This window comes from Risungbinella massiliensis, assembly GCF_000942395.1.
In the GTDB taxonomy this organism is placed as follows: Bacteria; Bacillota; Bacilli; order Thermoactinomycetales; family Thermoactinomycetaceae; genus Risungbinella; species Risungbinella massiliensis.
Genome location: NZ_LN812103.1, coordinates 726,180 through 749,212, shown reverse-complemented (window position 1 = coordinate 749,212; position 23,033 = coordinate 726,180). Strand labels below are relative to the sequence as shown.

Here is a 23,033-nt window from a genome sequence, read left to right as displayed (position 1 = left end):
TCTCCTTCAGCGAGAAAAAGAAGCTGAAATATATATGCCTCCAATTTTGGACAGTTCCTTTTTTGAGATCAATACAGGCTTACAAATGAAGAAAAGGTATTATGACTCCATTCAAGAAGCTTTTGACGATTTGACCAAAATACTCAATGGTGGCCAAGTCTTGAGGACAGCTTCAAACGATTTTCATAATAAAAGTCGAATTGCAACATTTGCTTCAAATCCTCTTCGTTTCAAAGATTTCGTTCAAGTCCTCCATCTGTAAAGCGTTCATTATTCTTTAAAGTATCTTGAAATAGGAATTCATTCATTTTATATAGCAGTTTCAGCGTACTTACTGCAATAATAAATTCCCCCCGTGCTATAATACACTTTTACAACTAACAAATTCTAATATTCATTGGTATTCCAATGGGTGATTTATTGGTAAGGAGAAACAGTAAAAAAAAAGAACTGTATACAGTCTGTATCGTAAATGGAGTAAGGATTGTTTAGCTACCAAAAAACACTGTCCAGTATGTAATAGAAAGTTACTTTACTATTGGAAATATGATTCAGACATTTGCCTATACTGCAACACTTGGCAAGTCGATAGTTGAAATGATCCAAATTGTTGTTTCTGTGCTAATAGACCAACTACTCCTGAAGAAGCCTTACAATCAGATAGTCCTCCCTTTAGTGAAAATGAAATAGCACGAAATTTTAAAACTAGAAAACGTTTAAGAGACCCGTTCCGTGAAAAACAGCTAAACAAATCTAGAAACATTTTGGAGTTTATTTTTCCAAATAAAAGTGAACTGAACGCAAGAAAAGCACTTATACGTTTAATAAATAGAAGAAAACCTGAAACCTCTAAACAAAGAAAAAGCAAAGCGTCAACATTAAATTGAACACTGGAGTAAAATAAGAAATAAAAGACCTCCCCAAATGGTGTGAAGGTCTATTCAACTATTTCAAAAACCTCGTTGAAGTTGTCGATCTCCAGCCTTTGCAACTAAAACGAAAAAAACCTATGCAGGTCTCCTTCCATCTTGTTAAAATTCTCAAAGTCTATTCCTCGTATTTAAACTCATATTTATTCAAGTTTCTGTTAAATGTTATTTCTGCCTTAGGTACATCAATATCCAAAAGGTGAGCTATTAATTGCATAGTTGCATCTGTTAGTCCTTCTGATTGATAATCACATGGATTATAGTCTATGTTGTGAAAAAGTATTAAAGTGTCATCATTATATGGGGATTTCGAAATGATTGACTTACTAATTAATGTAAGTCCTTTCCATATAAATTCTTCTTCATTCTCTAATCCTATATCTAAGACTCTAGCCCATAGTCCCTTGGAAATCTCTTTGCAAGAATTTTTATTTTCATAGCTACTCATTGAAGTAATCTCAAACTTTATATCTATACAAATACCCCAAAATGAATTTTTAATCATTCGATATGAAAATTGATCATTATTCAGTTTACACCTCTTAAACATAGAAACATATCTCCTATTACCCTATTCAAAATATTCTACTCCCATTTTTATTAAAACCATTTTCCTCATCTGAACAATAGCTTCCTTAACAAATAAAAAAAGGAGACCTATTTTTTCAACTGATCTCCTAACTAGCTTTTCTTCTTTTAAACTAAAACGATTTTACGACTCTCCCATTCTCCCAACTCCAGTTCTTTCATTAGGAGAGTACGACTTGGAGCTTTTTGATTCTCCTTGTAATACTCCTCCAACGGTCGCAGGAGCTTGAGTTTTGTGTTTAATGTTCTTGGATTGTTCCTAGCTTCAGAACAATGAATGTGAAACTGTTTCGTTGTTCGTGAGTTCATGTCTTCCAAATGTTCAAGACCTTGTTCGTTCAACCAATTGTGCCGAGTCCTGAAAAATTTCCATAAGCTTCAAGTGTTGAGTCTTTCAACCCCTCAAACTTTTTGTCCGCTAATAATTCTTCTGTAAAGTCTCAACACTCAACAAAAAAGACCTTCTGACGAACCATTTAAAGTTCGTCAGAAGGTCTTTCGACTTCTTAGCATGACCGTAATACTACAATTACGAAAATACTTGGTATGGGCAGTACTGGGATCGAACCAGCGACCTCTACCGTGTCAAGGTAGCGCTCTCCCCCTGAGCTAACTGCCCAAACGCAATCTTCAATTGGTGGGCCCAACAGGACTCGAACCTGTGACCGATCGGTTATGAGCCGACTGCTCTACCAACTGAGCTATAGGCCCATATACTATATAAATATATGGCGGAGCTGACGGGATTCGAACCCGCGATCTCCTGCGTGACAGGCAGGCATGTTAGGCCTCTACACCACAGCTCCATATTTGGTTGCAGGGACAGGACTCGAACCTGTGACCTTCGGGTTATGAGCCCGACGAGCTACCAACTGCTACCACCCTGCGATAATTTGGTTGCGGGGACAGGACTCGAACCTGTGACCTTCGGGTTATGAGCCCGACGAGCTACCAACTGCTCCACCCCGCGACATAGTTTTGAAGCACATTTACTAATATACAGGATCGAGGTAAAAAATGCAAGTAGTTTTTTTATTTTTGTCTCTTCCATAGATATCTAACCCCGAATTTCCCTTTGTTGGAGCGATACACTTCCACCTCATCTGGACTGTCATACCCATAAATCCACCAATCTTCTTGCATACGTGCTGCTAAACACCTCGCTTGAAAACGTGAATCAAATAATTTTGCCCAATAAATCCAAGCAGATTGTTTGGTTGTCATCTTTTATTCCTCCTTGTCCACCCTATTTTCCCCAGCACATCCTTTGCATACTCCTATTTGAAGTGGTAAATGAGATGATTTTTTCGAAAAAAACCTCCCAAAAATTCGGGAGGTTTTCCTTTAAATTAAAGCTTGATCCGTAACATTCGCTTCTTCTTCATCTCGTAATCGGTGAGCTAAGCGACTGGAAGCACAAGCAGCAACACTTGCCACCAAGTCATCTAAAAACGTATTAACAGGACCATTTTTCGTTGTATCTAATTGTTCAATAATTCCAATCTTATGCTTATCTAGATGTCCAAATGTCGTTACAGCTATGCTACCATAGCCAAAAACAGAGCCTAGGGCTAGTGTCTCATCACAACCAAACAACCCCTCATCCACTTTTACCAATGAGAGCAGTGGCTCTGATAAAAGATTTTTCTCAGCCAAAACATCTAGTTCAATTCCGACTAAAATTGCATGTTGAATCTCTCTTTTTTTAAGTACCGCAACTACACTTTCCACACATGCAGCTTTTGTCAACTCTGGAGCATAGGGAACTTGCATCTCATAGACAATCTCAGCAATCGCTTCTATCGTCACACCTCGCTCTGCAAGCTTTTGGAGTGTAGCTTCATGAACCTCTAAACTGTGAATTGGTTTCCCCATTAGTATCCCTCCCATTTTGGGTTGAGAAAACTTTATTTTATCATAAAATTCAGTTGAATAGTGTAATGATTTTATCACATTCTAGATATGTTAACATGAATACCAAACCTTTAAAGGAGACAAGAACATTGGAGATTAAAATCATTTGTTCTGAAAATACAGACTGTTTATCACAGATTCAGAATATTAGACACAAAGTATTTATCGTAGAACAAAATGTACCTGAAGAAATAGAAAAAGACGGTAAGGACATGGAATCAACTCTATTTCTCGCTCTACATAATGATAAACCTGTTGGCACTTGCCGAATGCGTCTGATAGATGTTCAAACAGCAAAAGCAGAACGTATCGCAGTAATCACTGAAGCTCGTGGAACAGGAGCAGGGCGCAAGTTAATGGAAGCTCTCGAAGAAGAGGCAAAAAGTCAAGGAGCAAAACAGATTGTAATGTCTGCGCAAACTCATGCTTTACCTTTTTATAAAAAACTTGGTTATCAAACAGTAGGGGAAGTTTTCTTTAAAGCTGACATCGAACATATTGAAATGAAAAAAAATATCTGAGAACAAGTCACTCTTTCCTTAAAATCTTGATAAGAAAGAGTGACTTAACAATCTTTATTTCATTTGAATCTATTTCAAAAGTCTCCAATAAGGAAATAAAAATAACCCTTGTACCCAATCTCGGTTAAGTTTCCTTAGCGAAGAGATTTAACAGAAACTAAGTCCTTTTCTTGCAACAGCTAGTTTTAAAATAGCCTTTATTTTCTGGCAGTACGAAGCTGATCTATTATATCTTCAGCAACAAATTGTGCTTGCGATCCCAAATCTCCATGAAACATCTTCCCCTCTTGCTCCCCATGAAAATCAGAACCACCGGTAATTATTAATCTATAACTTTTTGCCAATTTGGCATACTTTTCTCTTTCATCTGCTCCATGATCTGGATGATAAACTTCTATTCCATCAAGACCCGCTTCTACCAGATCTGGTAATAATCCTTCTTCCTGATAGATACCTGGATGAGCTACCACTGCTACACCACCAGACTCTTGAATCAATTTTATTGCCTCTATTGGTGTTAAAGCAGTTGGTAATACATATGCAGGTTTCCCTTTTCCAATATAACGCTGAAATGCTTCTTGTTTCGAAGAGACAAATCCTTTTTTTACCATCAATTCCGCGATATGTGGTAGCAGAATATCCCTGGCAGAATTAAAATTCAGCTCACTTAATACGTCATTCACCGTAAGCGCAATACCCAATTCCTGTAAGCGTGCCAAGATCTTCTCTGAACGAGCAATTCTCATCTCTCGTTGAGTTATTAATTGCTCCTGCAATCTTGGGTTGTCTGGGTCTACAAAATAGCCCAGCATGTGAATTTCCCGTTGATTCCAAACAGTATTGAGTTCTACTCCAATTATTATCTCCAACTGAAATTCTTTGGTATATTTTGCTGCTTCTATTGCTCCTTCGATTGTATCATGATCCGTAATAGCAAGAGCTGAGAGTCCTTTTTCTTTCGCATATTGTAGTAATTCTAAAGGAGTCAACTTTCCATCAGAGGCTGTAGTATGAGAATGTAAATCTACAAATTTCATAATTATTAGCTCCTACTTTCTATTCTAATTAGAATAACTCCAATTATCGCCTATTTCTTACTGGCGAAAGCCTTATTTTTATTATACTTTTATCCATAAAAAACTTATACTTTCTTAAAGTACAAAAAAGACACCTCTATTTCTAGAGGTGTCTTGCTCTCAACTTTAGGTGCGTTTCTGGATCGCTTTCTTCATCTTAGCTGCGAATTGTTTTGGGTTTCCATTGATGCTTCGGGTCTCTTGATTTACTCCGAGTTCATTACCAACTTCTGCGATTAAATTGTTTATATCGTTTTTTTTGGCATTTTTCCTTGGCATCACACATCGCCTCCTAAAAAAGTTGAGTGCAATCATAGTATAGGAAAACTAGAAATGACTTATACACAAAACAAAAAGCAACCTTCCGCTTGATCTGGAATGGCTGCGATTTATTTTCTGGCCATTAAAGAGGAGTCGCGTATAGCTTCTTCTTCTAATGGTACCATAGGATATATTTGGTTTAGTTCCGTAATGGTACAGAGATGTTGTTGAACGATAAGACTACCACGAATCCAAAAACGTTGGTTTACATATAGGGAAGGGAAGTTTAATAAGTTACATTCTCTCCATTGATTTCCAACATAGACTACGGGTCCCGTTGTAGATACAGAGAGCAAGAAGACGTCATGTACAGGAGTCTCTTCCAATTGAGTAGTGATTGCACTTCCATGTTCTTTTAACCATTTTTTTACTTCTAATGTCGCTGGAAGAGAGCGAATGAGGTGAATATATACCTTTTTGAAGGAATGGTATACGGAGCTAATCCCTTCATTACCTAACCATCGAAACAAGCTCTTTAAAGTATTTAAAAAAACACGGGAAGCATTTGGTGTTGGCTCACTGTTCTCGATATACCACACACCTAGAAAATGACTAAAGACATCTTCTGTCAACTTAGACCATTCAAAGGACTGACCAAACCGTAATGATACATATTGAAACAGTAGCTCCAAAGAACGGCTGTAATATAGTTGAGTCTTTTTTTGTAATGGAGTAATCTGGGATACATAGTATTGTTCTAACTGTTGCATAACGTGTACAGGTAATCCCCGCTTTTCCGTCCGCTTTTCCCCTTCTGGCCACATAATGTTATAACGCATTTGATCCAGTAAATCCGCTGGAGTAGACATGATGTTTTCAATTCTCTCTGTTTCTTTCGCTTTCTGAATAGCCCAGCCTAACAATTTCCATCCGTCCTCACGAGTTGCAATATCGTGCTGCTCTTCTTGTTGTTTGTATTTCTCTAGTTGCACAAGTATCTCCCCTCTCATCTCAAGTACAAAAGATGCATAAGGGCCAAAGAGTTCATAGCGATTCCCGCAACGAATTAAGCGAGCAAAAATAAGCGGCTCGTTTCTCGTTAACTTGTCCTTTTTTACTTTGTAGTGCTTTCCAGTCAGCAAAGAACAAAATAGTACCGTATGTATGCCCTCTTCTACCAATTCTAAACAGTCGAAATGAGAATGGCAAAAGCTATGGAATATCCGGTCATCCATTTGTTTTGTACGAATAGTAGAAGCCCATATTTCGACTGGGCGTCGGTTATTCATACTAGTCGAATCGAACATCAACCAATGCTGATAAGATAGCTCTAAGCGAGACGGAATCGGTCTATTGAGTGGCAACTGAAGCAGCTCTTTGAAACGATTTTGCCAGTCTGTTTGGCTCTCTTTCCTATAATACCGTTGAAACCATTGGCCAAAGTCTGAAACGAACAGTTGCTTTTGTTCTTGATCTCGGAGTTCGCGTACTCTTTCTATTTGTCGAAACGGGATAATATTGCTACCATTTTGCGGAAAAGACTCTTCGATGTCAACAGAACCGGTTTCCAAACGACCTACCATGGATACACCTCGGATGCAAATTTCCTTGTCACTAGTATAACAACTTTTTGTCACAACTCCAAGAAAATTTGTAAAAAAATCCAATTCTTTTGTTTCTCTTACTCTGCTATTACCCGAAAAATGGAACAACAAACCTTAAAATATGGAAAAAATCAACTAACAAAAAAGGCGAAATCTCAGGAAGTTTCCCGAAATTCCGCCTATATTGTGTTTATCTTATGAATGCTGTCTATTTATTTGCTACCAATCCAAACTTTTACATCACGTCGACCCCACTGGGTACAACCTGGACCTGGTGGTTTCCAAACATCAATAATCTTACCTTTGATTCTACCACCTGTATCCTTTGCAACTCCCCAACCATAACCTTCCACATATAACTTAGTTCCAAGTGGAATTACCTTAGGATCAACTGCGATCGTGCCAGGGCCTGTTGGACTTCCAGAAGCAGTAGTTCCAGAAAGATTATAACAGGTTGACTCAAACGTAATTGGTGTTCCCTGTGGTAGAGGTCCAGCTGTAGTATCCTTTGCTAGCTCTTCGTTGGTTCCAATCCGAACTACTTCTTTTACAGGATCTACCTTTTCTACTACTGTCCGATTAACAACAGGTTGACCGTCTTTTAAGAAAGGTTGACCATTTTTGAACAGTGTGGAAACCATAAACACTTCTCGACCATCTTTCCCTTTGGTCTCCACTTTCTTTTCCCCTTTGGCAAGTTTGTCATCTTTTTTCTCTTCTTTTTCAAAAGGGATTTTTTTCACTTCTTTTGTAATATGCTCTTCTACTTTATCAATAACTAACTGAAGATTGTTGGTTATTTTTTGATCTGGTCTTGCATTCATCTCATCCCATTGGCCTAAAACTACATTCTTTTCTTTCAGGAAATCAGCAACTGTAGTTTGGGTAGTTTGAAAATCGCCTACCTTTTGGCCTCCGACTGTTAGCGAAACGTTACACTTGCAATTTAATTGAACTTTGGCTTGATCCTTCACAGGAGCATCCCAACCAACACTTGGGACATATTGCTCTTTTAATTTTGCAACATCTTGCCCCTCATCTTCCAATGCTTCGGCAAGCGTATTGTTCAACCCTTCGCTGACAATCGTAGGTTTACCATCACTGAACTGAATAGTCACTTCGTTTTCCATTGCTGCATAGGCAATCATGGAGCCTGAGGCAACGACACCCGCGACCACAAGTCCGCTGAGTAGGATTTTTTTCATCCAACTCCTCCTTGTACCAGTTTCATGGTGCCCATTATAACAAAAAAATGAGTTTGGAAAAGCGAAAGCTGAAAGCCTTAACAAGATGTTCCTTGATTTGTCGTTCTCGTGAAATTTATGAATCCAAGTTATATCAATCGTTTTTGCTCAAAATCTCTCTGGTCTAAAGGTTCATTTTTTGGCTAAAATTGGTTATCATTTTCTCCATAAATAGATATATGAAGAACTCCATTCATTATGTCAGAAACAATTAGTATAGGAGTCGGTCGGTTGTTCTGAAATTGAAAATCAGGTCCACCCCACGAAACAGTCGCATCCCGCCCTTTTGGAACATAGGGAACGGATCTACTATGGCTTATTTGTTGAATAATACGTAATCCAGCTTTATCTGCAGCATTAAACAAAGTGGACGAAGTCTGGCAGATTCCTCCTCCGACCCCTTCACTATATTCACCTTTTACAATGATCTTGGCAAACCGATATCCCTTTTGTGTTGTTCGCATTCCTACTGTCTGATTAAAGGAAAATATTTCATTCGGCATAACCACTTTGTGATCTATTGCACAAGATGAGAGTTCTAAATTACGTGTTCGATTCTCATTACTCTGCTGGAAGTATGTAGTATACTCTCCAAGTTTTTTTTGCTTTAGTCGCTTTAGTTGTTGATAGGATAACTTTGGGCGAACTGAATATGTATAGATAGGAATCGTTTGATAGGTTGAAGTATACAAGTTTTCCCATGTTTTCGTTCTATCTATTTTATTACCCAACCGATGGGCAACCATCTTGCGATGGAGAAATTTAGCATCTTGTGCCTTCCATTCGATCTTCGGTACCACCTCTTTTTGAATCCATCTATCCCATAGCAATGGGGAAATAGTAGTAGGATCAACCCCATCAAAACCTAGTGTGGAATAAGGAACATACCAATGCTGATCCTGGTAGGTAAAATGAAACGAATTAGGTATGGGTGGATTGAAAAAAAACATGAGAGACAAACATGAGATAATATTAGCCAACATTAAATTCCCTCCTCTTCTCCTAGTTTTCTCTTCAAATAGTAGGAGTATGAGAACGCATAAAAAAAGCCTAACGAATACGCTAGGCTACATAAGAAGTTGGAACACGAAAATAAAGAGTCCCACATTCCAAATGATTAAAAGAGGGATTCCAATTACAAACGTCCAATGTTTAGTTTTATGACGATAATTCTGCATTCCTGAAAAAACACCAACTGCGCCTCCAATTAGCGCAATCAGAAAGAAGTTTTTTTCTGGTATCCTCCATTCACCTTTTTCTGCACGACGTTTGTCTCGGCCCATATTGATAAAACCGACTAAATTTATTATCACGATATAGCCTATTAAAATATTGAACATAATCAAAATTTAGCATAATTATGAAGTAAGCGCAATTTCCTCCTTTACTAAGCTGTCATTTGCATAAATGTGTACAATTATTGAATGAGTTTGTGAAATAATGTACAATCTCAATCCTGTTGTATATGATGAGTCATGAGCAAGATGAGAGGAGACACGGTATGATGGAATCTGTTATTTGGAGCAGATTACTAACTGCTGAAACGTTAGCATTTCATATTATCTGGGCCACCATCGGGGTAGGTGTTCCTTTGTTTATCTCGATCGCAGAAGGTATTGGCATTTGGAAAAAAGATCATCATTATATTTTATTAGCACGTCGTTGGACCCGAGGATTTGTTATTACTGTTGCAGTAGGTGTCGTAACTGGAACATGTATTGGTCTGATGTTAACTCTATTGTGGCCAAATTTCATGCAATTGGCCGGAAATATTATCAGTCTACCCCTTTTTATGGAAACATTCGCATTCTTCTTTGAAGCCATATTTTTAGGGATATATCTTTACACTTGGGATCGTTTTCGAAATCCTATCTGGCATTGGCTAACTTCCATACCGATCGTAATCGGATCTGCTTTTTCCGCTATCTTTATTACGACCTTGAACTCTTTTATGAACTCACCTACTGGTTTTCGCTACGATCTCGCAACTGGAAAGTTTTTTGATATAGATCCGATTGCAGCTATGTTAAACCCTTCTACACCGAGTAGAGTAAGTCACGTATTATCTTCTGCCTATCTCACCAGTGGTTTCTTGTTAGCTGGTCTTGCTGCCTTTTTTATCCTAAGAGGACGCGACCATGTATACTATCAAAAAGCGCTTAAACTAACTATGATCACAGGTGCGATTATGGCAATTTTAACTGCTGTAGCTGGAGATATCTCAGGAAAATACCTGGCAAAATATCAACCAGAAAAATTGGCCGCAGCAGAATGGCATTTCGAGACAAGAAAAGAAGCTCCTCTAATCTTTGGTGGAACATTGAATGAAGAGACATTAGAGATTGAAAATGCAATTGAGATTCCGTATGCACTCAGTATTTTGGCTGGTAACTCTCCAGACACAGAAGTAAAAGGATTGGACCAATATGCTCGCAGTATGTGGCCACCGCTTTATATCCATTACCTTTTCGATACGATGGTAGCAATCGGGATGTATCTGATCTTGGTCTCAGTTCTGTATCTGTTCTTTATTTGGCGAAAATATCAGCCTGCTCGTTGGTTATTATGGGGAATCTTCCTAGGTGCTCCTCTCTCCTTTATCGCGATTGAGGCTGGTTGGATCTTTGCTGAGGTAGGTCGTCAGCCATGGATTATTGTAGGAATCATGCGAGTTGATCAAGCAGCTACCCTGTCTAATGGGGTGGAAACTATGTTCTACCTCTTTACTTGCTTATACATCCTGCTAGGAATAGTCGCTTCCATCGTCTTGTTCCGTCTGTTCCGTCAGAATCGTGCGGAAGATGAGTTAGAAGAACGGCATTCTACACCACAAGCTGGAGGCGAAGCATAAAATGCAGCTTGAACTAATTGGAATTACTGTCTTATGGACGTTTTTATATGGATATCTAATTGTTGCTTCGATCGACTTTGGAGCTGGTTTCTTCTCTTACTACAGCCATCTCACTAAAAAAGATCATATAGTAAGTAAAATTATTGACCGCTATTTAAAGCCTGTCTGGGAAGTAACCAATGTCTTTCTCGTCTTTTTCTTTGTAGGACTGGTTGGTTTCTTCCCTGATACAGCCTACTACTACGGAACTGCTTTGCTCATTCCTGGTTGTATCGCACTCGTTTTATTGACTATTCGTGGCTCATTCTATGCTTTTGGCAATTATGGTGCCCGAAAAAGTTCCTTTTTCTTGTTCCTTTACGGTTTATCGGGCTTATTTATCCCAGCATCGCTGTCTACTGTGCTAACTATTTCTGAAGGGGGTTTTATAGAAAAGAATAGCTCTGGTCAAGTAATTTTCTTAGCTGATCGCCTATTCGCCAGTCCTTATTCTTGGGCTGTTGTCTTCTTGGCTTTAGTAAGTGTGTTATTTATCAGTGCTAGTTTTCTTACCTTCTATGCAGATCGCGCAAAGGATACACCTGCTCGCGATCAACTACGAAAATACGCTTTATTTTGGGCAGGTCCTACCATTCTGGCGAGTTTAGGTGTTTTTTGGAGCTTATCTCTACACAACCCTATTCATTTTGAGAAGATGATCGCCATTGGATGGATGTTTGGTGCTTCCTTAATCTGTTTCTTGATTGCAACCTTTTTTATCTATCGCCGAAAACGATTGGGAACAGCTTTTCTGTTTGTCATGGCTCAATTTGCCTTTGCTTTCTTTGGCTATGGATACTCCCATCTACCCTATTTACTCTATCCATACATTACCATCGAAAGTGCCGTAACCACACCAGCGGTAGGTTGGGCTTTGGTAATCGCCTTTCTGGCAGGCCTATTGTTATTGATCCCTTCCCTCTTACTACTGTTATGGCTCTTCTTATTTAATGCAAAGTATGTAAAAGGAGAAAAAGAAGATATTTCATTGTAGTATGTACAAAAGCCGAACGGAATTGTTCGGCTTTTTTATTTCCATGTGACAAATAGCATTAATCCCTATAGCGGACTATTCTGTTAACTCAGGTTGAAGTTCATACATTTATTGTGTCTTTTTGACTCTGACATACTGATATGAATTGCTGAAATAACTTTCTAGAATTATCGTCTGTATCAAACATTCCTTCTGGATGCCATTGTACACCTACTAAATAACGTTTTTTGTCAGAAGACTCAACGGCTTCTATTACCCCATCAGTGGCATTGCCTATCTGTTCTAAAGAGCTAGCGATCTTCTTGATCGATTGATGATGATACGTATTGACAAATATCTTTTCTTGTTGAAAAGATTTTGCCAGTATGGAGTTGGGTTTTAGGAGGACAGAATGAGCACAGTGATGTCTAGGAGCCTTTTGAGAATGTTGAATTGAATCTGGATATTGGTTTGGCAAATCCTGATACAAGGTACCTCCTAAGAACACATTCAGAACTTGAAGTCCACGACATATCGCAAGGATCGGCTTACCTGTTGGATAAAATTCATTTAAAAATGCTAATTCAAATGAATCACGTTCAGGAGAGACATCACCTAGTTTAGCGGCTGGTTCTTCGCCAAAATAAAGCGGATTTATATCAAAACCACCAGTTAATATCAATCCATCTAGCTGATCTGCAAGGCTACCCAGACGAACCGAATCGGTTAGAAGTGGTAAAATTATGGGAGTTCCGCCTGATTTGACAACAGCATCATGATAGTCTCGGTTGAGTTGCAATTGATGGTCTGCATAATGCGCACTCAATCCAATTAATATCATTTTGTTCCCTCCTAGCCCACGACATGAGCGTCTTTATTTACAACGAATGCTATACATTATAAACAAAAACGCTCCAGAAAGGACTGGAGCTTTTTCATTAGATCAAAATATGGTTATTAGTCTACATTGCGTGATGTCTCACGGTTTTCGAAGAGATATTTAATAGAGTAGATTCCTGCAAGCCCTACCAACGTATAAATAATACGGCTAAATGCTGAGGATTCTCTGGTAGCGTCTCCACCAAAAACCGCAGCCACTAGGTCGAAACCAAATACACCGACTAGTAACCAGTTCAGAGCTCCAATAATCACTAATAGTAATGCGACTCTTCCCATGCTACTTCCTCCTTCGTTTCAAAGGCTCGAAAATAGTATGGGGAGAAAGCAAAAAAATATCCTTACAGAAAAAAGAATCCCAAAAAGAAGTATCCTCTTCGAGATTCTTTGACAAGACTGGTTTTGTAATTGAATTACTGAACCCAAATCTTGATCACAGAACATTTACGTAGCTTTTGACTTTAGATGCTCTCGCACCTCTCTAGATCAAGAGTCTTTTAAAGGGTTCTAGACAGTAGCTGCTGCTTCTTCTTGTTTTCTCTTGTGTTCCTCTGCTAGCTTGTCAATTTCTTTTTTGAGCTCAGCTACCATTTCACTTTCAGGAATCTTACGGATGATCTCTCCATGACGGAACAGTAGTCCTTCACCACGAGCACCTGCAATCCCAATATCTGCTTCTTTCGCTTCCCCAGGACCATTCACTGCACAACCCAAAACGGAAACCTTAATCGGAGCTTGGATTTTGGAAATATATTCTTCTACTTCATTGGCAATACTGATCAGATCAATCTCAATACGACCACAAGTTGGACAGGAGATCAACGTAGCAGCATTAGCAGCCAAACCAAATGATTTGAGTAATTCTCTCGCCACTTTTACTTCTTCAACTGGATCTGCACTGAGTGAAATCCGCATTGTCGAACCAATACCCATAGAAAGGATTGCACCTAGTCCTGCTGCACTCTTTACAGTACCAGAGAAAAGAGTCCCAGATTCTGTAATTCCGAGGTGAAGTGGATAGTTAAATGCCTCAGATGCCTTTTTGTACGCTTCAATTGCTAAACGGACATCGGAAGCTTTCATGGAAACGATAATATCATGGAAATCCAAGTCTTCTAGAATCCCAATATGGTGTAGAGCACTTTCTACCATACCATCCGCTGTAGGATATCCATATTTATCTAGAATACGTTTTTCTAATGAACCAGCATTTACCCCGATTCGAATTGGAATCCCACGTTCTTTTGCCGCTTTCACTACTGCTTCCACTTTTTCACGTTTTCCGATATTACCAGGATTGATTCGAATTTTATCGATTCCACCCTCAATTGCTTTTAGTGCCAGTTTGTAGTCAAAATGAATATCTGCCACTAGAGGAATGGTGATACGCTTTTTGATTTCTGGGATTGCCTCAGCAGCGCGCATGTCTGGAACTGCTACTCGAACAATTTGACAGCCAGCTTCTGTTAAACGATTGATCTCTGCAACAGTTGCTCGTACATCATGTGTTTTTGTAGTAGCCATACTTTGGATAACTACTTGATCGTTTCCACCAATCTGTACATTGCCCACCTTAACAGGCCGAGTCTCTGTACGATGAAACATGAAAACCGCTCCTTTTTTCTTTCAGAGGTTAAATTGTAGGTTTACACTGTAACTATTAGCAAACGCGAGGAAAACACTTCAATTTATATATCGTTCTCCTCACGTAAGTTTCTTTGGTTCAAGACATTTTTCGTTTTGTTTACTCTATGTTCTTTTGATTCTACAAAGGAAAGTATACCACATCTGGTCAAGAAAAAAGGAGAGGAGTCTTTTTAGTTATTGCGATTATTACGCGACAAACGCAATCCTTGAAGGCGATCTTTTTGTTTTTCTAGGTACATTTTAGTAGAAAAAGGAATCATCCCAAACCATCTTGTCATAAAAGGCTCTTTTTGAGCTTGCCGATGCGCCTTTCGTTCATCTTTTGGAGTTTCCACATACCATAACATTTTCTCGATCATATACGAGATCCAATCTTTAAAAGACATTTTTTCACCTCGTCACTAGCATCACCGAGGTAACTGTTCTCTAAACCCTAGAAATGTTGCGAAGTATTTCCTCTACAACTTCTTCTGAAGTGAGATGATCCGTCCTGACTACTAAATCTGCTACTTCTCGATAGAGGGGGTCTCTTCTAACCAACATCGTTTCGAGTTTATTCTCCCAATTTTCTTGTAATAACGGCCGTTTCTGCCATTCCATTTCATTGAGAAGGCGCTGTCTCAGAATGGGAGAACTTGCCTGGAGATAAATAACTTTCCCTGTTTCCTGCATGATTTGTCTATTTTGCGAATCTAGAATCATCCCCCCACCCGTGATAATAAGATGTGGTATTCGTCGTTGACTTAATTCCAACAACGTCTCAGATTCCAAACGACGAAAAACAAACTCTCCATCATACTGAAATATTTCCGCAATCGTTTTCTCTTCCATATCTTCTAAATATTGATCAGTATCTATTGAAGGGTATTGATAGCGAGTAGTTAGGATATTTCCTACTGTTGATTTTCCTACTCCTGACATTCCCACTAGATAAAGATGAGGCTGCTTTTGCATAGATTGACACCTATCCATTCGTTAAATTCATTTGGGGTGAGCTGTAAGTACATACCGATAAACTAGTGATTTCTGAACCTTTCGTTCCCCAAATGCCGTTACTTGGATAATTGTATTTCCGGACGCTTCTTGATTCCATTGTATCTCTACTGAAAAACGATCCCATGATTGTTTGATCGAACCTTCTGATGATGTGGGTCCTCCCTGCATAAGCCAACTAGCCAAAGCGGATTCTGCTGCATTGGTTACCTCAGAACGTTCACGTTCCCACCATTCCAGTTCTCGTCGTTGCTGAAGCTCTGAAAGCTGAGCCAACAATATAAAAAGAATCAAACTAACAAATCCTAAAAGAATGGGATAGTAAAATCCTGCTTGGCGACTCATTTCAGCAACCCCTGGCTTCCCCAGGCAATAAGTAACTCTTGCCTTGTATCGGAATCTGTTTTGCTAATGAAGGTAAGCATCATACTTAATTTGTTTCCGTTTAATTGAAGATTCATCTCCTGCACCTGATTAGATAAAACAGTCGTTCCACGAAACAACGTTTCATCTGGTTGTCGAACTGTACGAATCAGTTTATGATCTTTTAAATAAAATCGAACTTGAGCTCCAGTTAAATAGGAGGCAATAATAGCATTCTCCTGTATCTCTACTTTCGTTGCAGATTGTAACTCTTTCTTTATGCTATCTTAAATGAAAGAGATCTCAGTCAAGATACGACTCTGGTCTACCCACTTTTCGGTATCGTTTCGGACCCCTATATACCATAATACCATCGTGCTTAATAACAGCAAAAAGACAAATAAAGAGCAGATAGTCTCTAGATAGGTAAAGCCTGACTCTGACTGGGATGAACGACTCGTTTGCTTCGAGTGATCTTGTGCGGATTGCCTTTGGAATCTTTCCATATAACTTCGATTTTTACCTCTTTTCCCTCTGGATATGGAGTAATCTGACTTTGAATATGATACTTAGTGGCAAAGTGTAGAACACCGGTAACATCATATCGGGTATTTGTCTGTGTAGATTCTAGCCTTACTAGCTCACGTTCTAGGATCAATCGAGCCTCTTTCTCTTTAACCTGAGACTGCGAAAGGAACTCTACCTCTTGATATATCGGAACAATGAACACTAAGAAAGTACTCAGTAAAAAAAGGGAACACAGACATTCCAAAAGACTAAATCCTTGCTCTAACCGAGAATAGAAAGGATTAGATAAGACTGAACTCATGGTACATCACTCTCCTCCCAAGTAACCCGACCTGACGCCACTTGGATTTGCAATGTTGTTATCAAGGCCCCTTGGTGAAAGAGAAATATAGTTCCCCCACGGCTTTGTCCTGTCGTATGGAACTGTAAAACACCGTTAGGGTAGTTACTTTTCAGTTGATAATCTGGATCTAGTTTCCATACTCGATGCTTTTGATCATTTGTTCCCCATGTTACTTGATCAGAAGAGAAATGTACTGTCACCTTTTTCTCCTGACTTAATGCTACTTGTTGCGCAAGCGAAACCTGATGCATCAACTGTTCCCGAATATGTCCTATTTCAAGATGTGTTGCTACTGTCGTAATGGTCGGAATTGCCATGGATGTTAACAAACTAAGAAGAAACAACGTGAGTATGGTTTCTATGAAAGTAAAGCCTAACTCCTTATGGACAACGAACCCTCTTGTCTGGAGCCGTTTCTGGTTTTGTGTCAATCACATAAACTCCTTTCCCTGTAGGACATGTCGGAACAGAGCGAAGATATTTTTTGGTGACTAATTCTTCTACTGATTTTGGATACTGTCCATTCTCTAAGTAATAATGATCCGCTTGAGTCGAAATCAACTTCCTGTTAGCTTCATCCGCTTTTTTCTTGGCATTCTCTCCCGCTGCTTGAAGATTGGGAATTGCAATAGCAAGGATCAGTCCAATAATAAAGAGCACCACTAACATCTCAACTAGTGTAAATCCTTCTTCTCCTCTTCTTTTTTGTGAAAAAAATTGTTGTTTCACTATAAAACCTCCTCATATCACTTGGATTAATTGGAACATTGGCAAAAATAGCGCTAATACAATTCCTCCAACTAACAAACCCAACAGAAGAATCAAAGTAGGTTCCAATCGCTTCATCGTTTTTTCTAAGTATCGGCTTAGCCTTTTTTTCGATAGATCCGCATATCGTTCCAAGCCTTTTGCTGTTTCACCTGTCTGTTCTGCAATGGATAAAAATGAGTGTAGGACAGAGTCAAAAAATGGATATGGCACCTTTTGAAAACTATTAGTAAGAGACTCTCCTTTTAGTAGATATTGCAAGAGGACTGTTATGTTTTTCTTTATTGGATACCAAGGGGTTAGTCTCTCTAATATCTGGAGTGCTTGTACAACAGGAATACCCGCTTTTAGGAAAGCACCTAATTGTAACGAGAAATAGTGACCATAGCGTAAAGGAAGAATCGTCTTGATCATAGGAATTCGAAAGAGAAGTCGCAAAATCCAATCCATCCTCATCCATAACGCTTTCCCATAAACGAGGAATAAGATCACTCCAAGCCCACAACCAAACAAAAAACAACTGATAAGGCTAATGGGAAAAACTATTTGGGTAAACCAAGGTAAGGAGACATCTAACGATTGATACAAGCTTTCAAAACGTGGGACAATCAGCTGATGCAAAAAAATTAGGGCAATGGTAATGACGATTAATACCAAAATAGGATAACGAATTGCTTTTTGGATCTCCTCTTGAAAGGCCATTTTAGTCTGATAGACTTGCGCTGTTTGTTGACATCCCCAAGCATAACTGCCATGTTCTTCAGCAGCAGCAATAAAAGCAATGGCTTCCGCTGGAAAACATACCTTTCGAAGTGTTTCAGATAGTCGTTCCCCTCTTTGAACTCCTATTTTGATCTGATGAAGCCACTTTATTGGAAAGTCCCTTTGCTGTTCTAAAACCTCTAAACTTGATAACAAGGGTAAGCCACTTCCCAGTAAATCGCTCAACTGAAAACAGAAAGAATAGACCTGATTATCTGTCCAACGAATACGATATTTCTTTTTTTGGCTCATAAGGCAACACCCGATACACTTCTTCTAGAGAAGTTATTTTTTGATCAACCAACTGAAACAAACGATCCACAAGAGTAGAAATACCCAACTGATGGTAAGTGGAACGCACTTTATCTACGGAAGCACGTTCTAAAATTAGTTGTCGGATGGTTTCTTCTATTTCCAAAATTTCAAACACTCCTATTCGTCCCTGATATCCTGTTAGATGGCAAGAATCACAGCCACTGCCTTGACAATAGGAACAATAAGTGCGTACCAAACGCTGAGTTAAGACCCCTTTACAAGCTGCAGCAACTAAGTAAGGCGCAATCCCCATATCTAATAGCCTTGTAATGGCACTAGCACTATCTTGTGTATGAAGGGTTGTTAAAACTAAATGTCCTGTCAATGCTGCGCCAATCGCATTCTCAGCTGTTTCAGAGTCTCGAATCTCCCCAATCATGATGATGTTTGGATCTTGTCGTAAAATAGCCCGTAGACCTTGGGCAAATGATAGCCCAAATTTGCTCCCTACTTGTACTTGATTCACTCCTGGGATTTGCAACTCAATCGGATCTTCTAATGTAACTATGTTCACATCAGGAGTGTTTAATTGATGAAGAAGTGCATACAAACTCGTCGTTTTCCCAGATCCAGTTGGACCAGTAACTACTATTAATCCAGATTGCTGCATCAATCTGCTCATCTGCTTTGTTTGTTTTTCTGTCATTCCTAGATCGGATAGTCCCAGATATTTCTCTTTCTGATACAAGAGCCGTAATACCATTTTTTCTCCATGGAGAGTAGGAATCGTTGAAAACCGAATCTCTAGTTGCTGACCATGAGCTTCGATCGACATGGCTCCATCTTGCGGCTTTCTTCGTTCTCCAATATCCAAATTTCCCATTACTTTCAAACGAGACAGAAGTGCAGGTTCCTCTTGCCGAGACAGTTGATCCACTTCGATTAAGTATCCATCGATTCGATGACGAATCCGAACCGAATCTCGAATGGGTTCAATATGTATATCACTAGCCTCTTTCCTAACTGCACATTCTATCATTTGATTTACATAAGCTATAACATCCAAAATCTTACTCCTTTCCACTATAAACACCACTATTAGGAATCTATATCATAATCCAAACAAACGTTTCTATCATAAGATTTTTCGACCAATTTAGTGAAAACCCTCCTAAAGAATACAAAATTTGACAGAATATATTCGGTGATTAGGAACAAAATAGTATTAAGTTGATGGGGAATAGCCAAGCGGTAAGGCAACGGACTTTGACTCCGTGATTCGTAGGTTCGATCCCTACTTCCCCAGTTACTTAAAAAAAGTAGCCTTCGTTTATTTAACGAAGGCTACTTTTTTATGTTAAATGTTGTTTATTGTGTCGATTGCGAAGAACAAATCCTACTAATACCACACCAATCGCTAGCAAGATCGGAATTCCTTTTTCTAATAAAGGTTGCCCTTGGATCAAATAATGAGCTAACACTCGATCCTCCGTTATCAGTTCTCCTGAAGTGTATCCTAATATAGCGGCTCCTAAAAAGACAAACCAAGGAAACTTGTTCAATAATTTGGCGATGAGACCGCTTCCCCACATGATGATCGGGATACTGAACACCAGTCCAAATAACACTAGCCAAAGGTCGCCTAACGCTACTCCTGCAACAGCGAGTACATTGTCCAAACTCATCACGACATCTGCCACGATAATAGTCTTAATGGCACTTCGTAAATCTGTTCCAGCTTGTACTTCTGGTCCTTCTTCATCTTGCTGTAATTTGACGGCAATCCATAATAACAACAAACCACCTATCGTCATAAGTAATGGGATATGAAGTAGCCAAGTAGCAATCATCGTAAGGGAAGCTCGAAGCACGATCGCAGCGCCTGCACCAAACATAATTGCTTTTTTCCTCTGTTCAACTGGCAAACTTCTAGCAGCCATCCCAATTACGACAGCGTTATCTCCACTTAAAATAAGATCAATAATAATAATATTGAATATCCCAAGAAACTGGCTCCATTCCATCACGAGAGAAACTCCTTTCCCGTACTTCTTGTCCTATTTTATGTCGCTAACAGGAAGTAATACCCAGACAAAATAAATAGGAGCCACTTTAGAAATAGTGGAACTCCTCTTCTTCCTGTTTGCACTCAATTGTCTCGATATTCTCTACTGCTTGGACTACTAAAGGTTCCCAATCAAATTTGGCTTCTTGCTTCTCGCAACTTTCAATTGTAGGTCGTGTCTTAGGATTCTTTGGCAAAAAGATCGTACAACAATCCTCATATGGCAAAATGGATGTCTCATACGTGCCAATTCGCCGAGCAACTTCCATAATCTCTGTCTTATCCATGGTAACTACTGGACGCAAAATGGGATAATTCGTTACTGCATTAATCGTATTCATACTTTCCATCGTCTGCGAAGCTACTTGACCCAAACTCTCCCCTGTTACCAAAGTGAGTGCATTCCGTTTTCGCGCTACTGCTTCAGCAATACGAAGCATCATTCGTCTCATGATCGTAACAGAATATGCATCATAACAGTGTCGGTTAATCTCTGTTTGAATCTCAGTGAAAGGAACTACATGAACTTTGACCGAGGTACCATACTTGGCTAAGTGTTTTGCAAGATCCAGAACCTTTTGTTTGGCGCGTTCACTGGTAAAAGGATAACTATGAAAATGTATCGCTTCTAATTTCACACCACGCTTTAAAGCTAAATAACCTGCTACTGGACTATCGATCCCACCCGATAATAACAGAAGCGATTTTCCACTAGTTCCTACTGGCAAACCACCTGGTCCATGTGTATCATTCCCGGAAATATAAGCTCCATGGGTCCGAATTTCTACTTTTATGATGACATCCGGTTGATGAACATCCACTTTGCGATTCACCGAATTCTGTAATAAATAGGTACCTAATTTCCGATTCATCTCTTGAGAGTCAATCGGAAATCGTTTGTCAGCTCGCTTGGTTTCAACCTTGAAGGTACCGCCTTCCTTGGTGTGTTGTTCCAGTAGTCTCTTGGTAGCTAGTTGGATCTCATGTAACTCAGGAACTACTTTTTCTGCAACTGTAAATGCATGTAGCCCAAAAACTTCTTGGAGCCCCTCCATAACTGGTTCTGCATCTTGGGAATGGAGTTCAATTAGCATTCGCCCATGGTCTTTGGTGTATGTCAAAGCTGGAAACTCAATCAACTTCTGTTTAATATTACGCACTAATTGGGCGACAAAATGTTTTTGATTTTTCCCTTTTAAGGTTAATTCTCCAAAACGGAGAACAATTACTTTTTCTGTCATCTTGTTTGCACCTTCATCACTTGTTGTAAAGTCGGAATAATCTTCTGTAATGCTTGAAATGCCTTTGGAAAATCCTCTTTTTGCGATAAATATCCTAGACTCAATCGGATGGCGGATACTGCTACCTCATTGGAGCAACCCATTGCAAGCAACACTCTGCTTGGTTTCTCTATTTTAGAAGAACACGCAGATTTACTTGATACATAAATCTCTTGTTCTTCTAAAGCATGTACGATAACCTCTGATTTAAACCCAGGGAATGAGATATTCAACAGGTATGGAACCGATTCATTTAATGAAGTATCACCTACAATTTGTGCAAAAGGAAGATGTTCTTCGATCTCTTCTACTAACTTTCTTTTCCACTCTGTAAATTGCGTCATCTTGTTTTTTTGTAATTTCAGCGACATGAGAACCGCTTTGGCAAAACCAGCTATAGCCGACACATTGTGAGTACCAGAGCGCAAATTCCGTTCTTGACCTCCACCTCGCAGTATTGGTTCTAATTGAACCCCTTTGCGAACATAAAGAGCACCTATTCCTTTTGGACCATGTAATTTATGTGCGGAGACGGAACAGAGATCTACTCCCAATTCTCTTACGGAGATAGGCAGTTTTCCAAAAGATTGTACTGCATCCACATGAAAAAGAATTTTGGGATAGGTAGACAACAACCTCCCAATTTCCTCAATAGGTTGTATGGTTCCTACTTCATTGTTAACATGCATGATCGAGACGATAATTGTATCTTCCCGAATTGCTTTTTTTAATTCTTCTATCTTCACTTTCCCTTTATTGTCTACTGGTAAAAAAGTGATTTCAAATCCTTCTTGTTGTAACTGTTCCATCACTTCATATACAGCAGGGTGTTCAACCTCAGAGGTAATCAAATGTTTTCCTCGATTTTGATAAGCTCTTGCCGCTCCCATAATGGCGAGATTATCCGATTCTGTTCCACCAGAAGTAAAAAAAATCTCCTCGGGTGAAGCTTTCATCGCTTGTGCTATCACTTTTCGCGATTGTTCAACAAGGCGCTCCGCTTTTACCCCTAAACCGTGCAAACTAGAAGGATTTCCGAAGTGGTTTTTCATCACATCTGCCATTACCTCAATTACTTCAGGATAGACAGGAGTGGTCGCACTATTATCAAGATAAAGCAACGGTAGGGACT

General features: G+C 39.2%; 26 protein-coding genes and 6 tRNA genes. 4 read left to right on the top strand and 28 right to left on the bottom strand.

Going from position 1 to position 23,033, the window contains the following annotated elements; translation table 11 throughout:
• Positions 1-1,047: 1,047 nt before the first annotated feature.
• The 8 genes from VJ09_RS14945 to VJ09_RS14905 all read right to left on the bottom strand — a co-directional run bounded on the left by VJ09_RS14945 (position 1,048) and on the right by VJ09_RS14905 (position 3,392).
• Positions 1,048-1,377: a hypothetical protein gene (locus tag VJ09_RS14945; RefSeq protein ID WP_147635528.1), complete on the bottom strand. Its 330-nt coding sequence runs from the start codon at positions 1,375-1,377 to the stop codon at positions 1,048-1,050.
• Between the two features lie 687 nt (positions 1,378-2,064).
• Positions 2,065-2,136, bottom strand: a tRNA-Val gene (locus tag VJ09_RS14935).
• Positions 2,137-2,152: 16 nt separating this feature from the next.
• A tRNA-Ile gene (locus tag VJ09_RS14930) sits at positions 2,153-2,228 on the bottom strand.
• An 18-nt stretch (positions 2,229-2,246) separates the two neighbouring features.
• Positions 2,247-2,323 (bottom strand) — tRNA-Asp (locus VJ09_RS14925).
• Between the two features lie 5 nt (positions 2,324-2,328).
• A tRNA-Met gene (locus tag VJ09_RS14920) sits at positions 2,329-2,405 on the bottom strand.
• Between the two features lie 6 nt (positions 2,406-2,411).
• Positions 2,412-2,487 (bottom strand) — tRNA-Met (locus tag VJ09_RS14915).
• Positions 2,488-2,549: 62 nt separating this feature from the next.
• Positions 2,550-2,741, bottom strand: a complete 192-nt coding sequence (locus VJ09_RS14910; protein WP_044642428.1) for a hypothetical protein — start codon at positions 2,739-2,741, stop codon at positions 2,550-2,552.
• A 120-nt stretch (positions 2,742-2,861) separates the two neighbouring features.
• Complete coding sequence (locus VJ09_RS14905; protein ID WP_044642427.1) at positions 2,862-3,392, bottom strand: phosphatidylglycerophosphatase A family protein; 531 nt, start codon at positions 3,390-3,392, stop codon at positions 2,862-2,864.
• Between the two features lie 128 nt (positions 3,393-3,520).
• On the opposite strand from VJ09_RS14905, the gene VJ09_RS14900 reads away from it, so the two are divergent.
• Positions 3,521-3,952 carry a GNAT family N-acetyltransferase gene (locus VJ09_RS14900; RefSeq protein WP_052807436.1) on the top strand — a complete coding sequence of 144 codons (432 nt, stop codon included), beginning with the start codon at positions 3,521-3,523 and terminating at the stop codon, positions 3,950-3,952.
• Between the two features lie 197 nt (positions 3,953-4,149).
• On the opposite strand, the gene VJ09_RS14895 is transcribed toward VJ09_RS14900, so the two are convergent.
• The 6 genes from VJ09_RS14895 to VJ09_RS14875 form a co-directional block, all read right to left on the bottom strand.
• Entirely contained in the window at positions 4,150-4,989 is an 840-nt protein-coding gene (locus VJ09_RS14895) for a PHP domain-containing protein (protein ID WP_052807435.1), read from the bottom strand.
• A 165-nt stretch (positions 4,990-5,154) separates the two neighbouring features.
• On the bottom strand, positions 5,155-5,307 hold the full coding sequence (locus VJ09_RS18600) for a hypothetical protein (protein WP_154662375.1): 153 nt from the start codon (positions 5,305-5,307) through the stop codon (positions 5,155-5,157).
• Positions 5,308-5,417: 110 nt separating this feature from the next.
• Entirely contained in the window at positions 5,418-6,872 is a 1,455-nt protein-coding gene (locus VJ09_RS14890) for a hypothetical protein (protein WP_147635526.1), read from the bottom strand.
• Positions 6,873-7,105: 233 nt separating this feature from the next.
• Positions 7,106-8,098, bottom strand: a complete 993-nt coding sequence (locus VJ09_RS18995; protein ID WP_052807434.1) for a 3D domain-containing protein — start codon at positions 8,096-8,098, stop codon at positions 7,106-7,108.
• 182 nt (positions 8,099-8,280) lie between these two features.
• Positions 8,281-9,120: a VanW family protein gene (locus VJ09_RS17745; protein ID WP_052807433.1), complete on the bottom strand. Its 840-nt coding sequence runs from the start codon at positions 9,118-9,120 to the stop codon at positions 8,281-8,283.
• An 84-nt stretch (positions 9,121-9,204) separates the two neighbouring features.
• The gene (locus tag VJ09_RS14875) at positions 9,205-9,450 is read right to left on the bottom strand and encodes a DUF1294 domain-containing protein (RefSeq protein WP_230199162.1); all 246 of its coding nucleotides are present in this window, start codon (positions 9,448-9,450) and stop codon (positions 9,205-9,207) included.
• A gap of 191 nt (positions 9,451-9,641) precedes the next feature.
• Here VJ09_RS14875 and VJ09_RS14870 point away from each other — a divergent pair, with 191 nt between their 5' ends.
• On the top strand, positions 9,642-10,988 hold the full coding sequence (locus VJ09_RS14870) for a cytochrome ubiquinol oxidase subunit I (protein ID WP_147635546.1): 1,347 nt from the start codon (positions 9,642-9,644) through the stop codon (positions 10,986-10,988).
• Between the two features lies 1 nt (position 10,989).
• On the top strand, positions 10,990-12,021 hold the full coding sequence (locus tag VJ09_RS14865; protein WP_044642423.1) for a cytochrome d ubiquinol oxidase subunit II: 1,032 nt from the start codon (positions 10,990-10,992) through the stop codon (positions 12,019-12,021).
• A gap of 100 nt (positions 12,022-12,121) precedes the next feature.
• On the opposite strand, the gene VJ09_RS14860 is transcribed toward VJ09_RS14865, so the two are convergent.
• The 11 genes from VJ09_RS14860 to VJ09_RS14810 all read right to left on the bottom strand — a co-directional run bounded on the left by VJ09_RS14860 (position 12,122) and on the right by VJ09_RS14810 (position 19,622).
• Positions 12,122-12,841: a gamma-glutamyl-gamma-aminobutyrate hydrolase family protein gene (locus VJ09_RS14860; protein WP_044642422.1), complete on the bottom strand. Its 720-nt coding sequence runs from the start codon at positions 12,839-12,841 to the stop codon at positions 12,122-12,124.
• A gap of 116 nt (positions 12,842-12,957) precedes the next feature.
• On the bottom strand, positions 12,958-13,176 hold the full coding sequence (locus VJ09_RS14855; RefSeq protein WP_044642421.1) for a DUF378 domain-containing protein: 219 nt from the start codon (positions 13,174-13,176) through the stop codon (positions 12,958-12,960).
• Between the two features lie 228 nt (positions 13,177-13,404).
• A complete protein-coding gene (gene ispG, locus VJ09_RS14850) occupies positions 13,405-14,502 on the bottom strand; it encodes a flavodoxin-dependent (E)-4-hydroxy-3-methylbut-2-enyl-diphosphate synthase (RefSeq protein ID WP_044642420.1) in 1,098 nt (365 codons plus the stop codon).
• 212 nt (positions 14,503-14,714) lie between these two features.
• Positions 14,715-14,930: a YqzE family protein gene (locus VJ09_RS14845; RefSeq protein ID WP_044642419.1), complete on the bottom strand. Its 216-nt coding sequence runs from the start codon at positions 14,928-14,930 to the stop codon at positions 14,715-14,717.
• A gap of 40 nt (positions 14,931-14,970) precedes the next feature.
• Positions 14,971-15,498 (bottom strand): shikimate kinase, encoded by a 528-nt coding sequence (locus VJ09_RS14840; protein ID WP_044642418.1) that lies wholly within the window; start codon positions 15,496-15,498, stop codon positions 14,971-14,973.
• Between the two features lie 27 nt (positions 15,499-15,525).
• The gene (locus VJ09_RS14835) at positions 15,526-15,882 is read right to left on the bottom strand and encodes a hypothetical protein (protein WP_044642417.1); all 357 of its coding nucleotides are present in this window, start codon (positions 15,880-15,882) and stop codon (positions 15,526-15,528) included.
• Positions 15,883-16,318: 436 nt separating this feature from the next.
• The gene (locus tag VJ09_RS14830; RefSeq protein WP_044642416.1) at positions 16,319-16,729 is read right to left on the bottom strand and encodes a prepilin-type N-terminal cleavage/methylation domain-containing protein; all 411 of its coding nucleotides are present in this window, start codon (positions 16,727-16,729) and stop codon (positions 16,319-16,321) included.
• Positions 16,726-17,202 carry a hypothetical protein gene (locus tag VJ09_RS14825; RefSeq protein WP_147635525.1) on the bottom strand — a complete coding sequence of 159 codons (477 nt, stop codon included), beginning with the start codon at positions 17,200-17,202 and terminating at the stop codon, positions 16,726-16,728. The genes VJ09_RS14830 and VJ09_RS14825 overlap by 4 nt, the downstream gene beginning before the upstream one ends.
• Positions 17,153-17,500: a competence type IV pilus major pilin ComGC gene (gene comGC, locus VJ09_RS14820; RefSeq protein ID WP_052807432.1), complete on the bottom strand. Its 348-nt coding sequence runs from the start codon at positions 17,498-17,500 to the stop codon at positions 17,153-17,155. Before comGC ends, VJ09_RS14825 begins: the two co-directional genes overlap by 50 nt.
• Before the next feature lie 12 nt (positions 17,501-17,512).
• Positions 17,513-18,553, bottom strand: a complete 1,041-nt coding sequence (locus tag VJ09_RS14815; RefSeq protein WP_044642414.1) for a type II secretion system F family protein — start codon at positions 18,551-18,553, stop codon at positions 17,513-17,515.
• Positions 18,513-19,622: a GspE/PulE family protein gene (locus VJ09_RS14810; RefSeq protein ID WP_052807431.1), complete on the bottom strand. Its 1,110-nt coding sequence runs from the start codon at positions 19,620-19,622 to the stop codon at positions 18,513-18,515. Before VJ09_RS14810 ends, VJ09_RS14815 begins: the two co-directional genes overlap by 41 nt.
• 168 nt (positions 19,623-19,790) lie before the next feature.
• Here VJ09_RS14810 and VJ09_RS14805 point away from each other — a divergent pair.
• Positions 19,791-19,862: transfer RNA gene (locus VJ09_RS14805), tRNA-Gln, on the top strand.
• A 46-nt stretch (positions 19,863-19,908) separates the two neighbouring features.
• Here the strand turns inward: VJ09_RS14805 and VJ09_RS14800 are convergent.
• The 3 genes from VJ09_RS14800 to VJ09_RS14790 all read right to left on the bottom strand — a co-directional run bounded on the left by VJ09_RS14800 (position 19,909) and on the right by VJ09_RS14790 (position 23,022).
• Positions 19,909-20,580 carry a TerC family protein gene (locus VJ09_RS14800; RefSeq protein ID WP_044642413.1) on the bottom strand — a complete coding sequence of 224 codons (672 nt, stop codon included), beginning with the start codon at positions 20,578-20,580 and terminating at the stop codon, positions 19,909-19,911.
• Positions 20,581-20,668: 88 nt separating this feature from the next.
• Positions 20,669-21,862, bottom strand: a complete 1,194-nt coding sequence (gene thiI, locus VJ09_RS14795; RefSeq protein WP_044642412.1) for a tRNA uracil 4-sulfurtransferase ThiI — start codon at positions 21,860-21,862, stop codon at positions 20,669-20,671.
• Positions 21,859-23,022, bottom strand: coding sequence for a cysteine desulfurase family protein (locus VJ09_RS14790; RefSeq protein ID WP_044642411.1), 1,164 nt, complete (start codon positions 23,020-23,022; stop codon positions 21,859-21,861). Before VJ09_RS14790 ends, thiI begins: the two co-directional genes overlap by 4 nt.
• Positions 23,023-23,033: the final 11 nt, after the last annotated feature.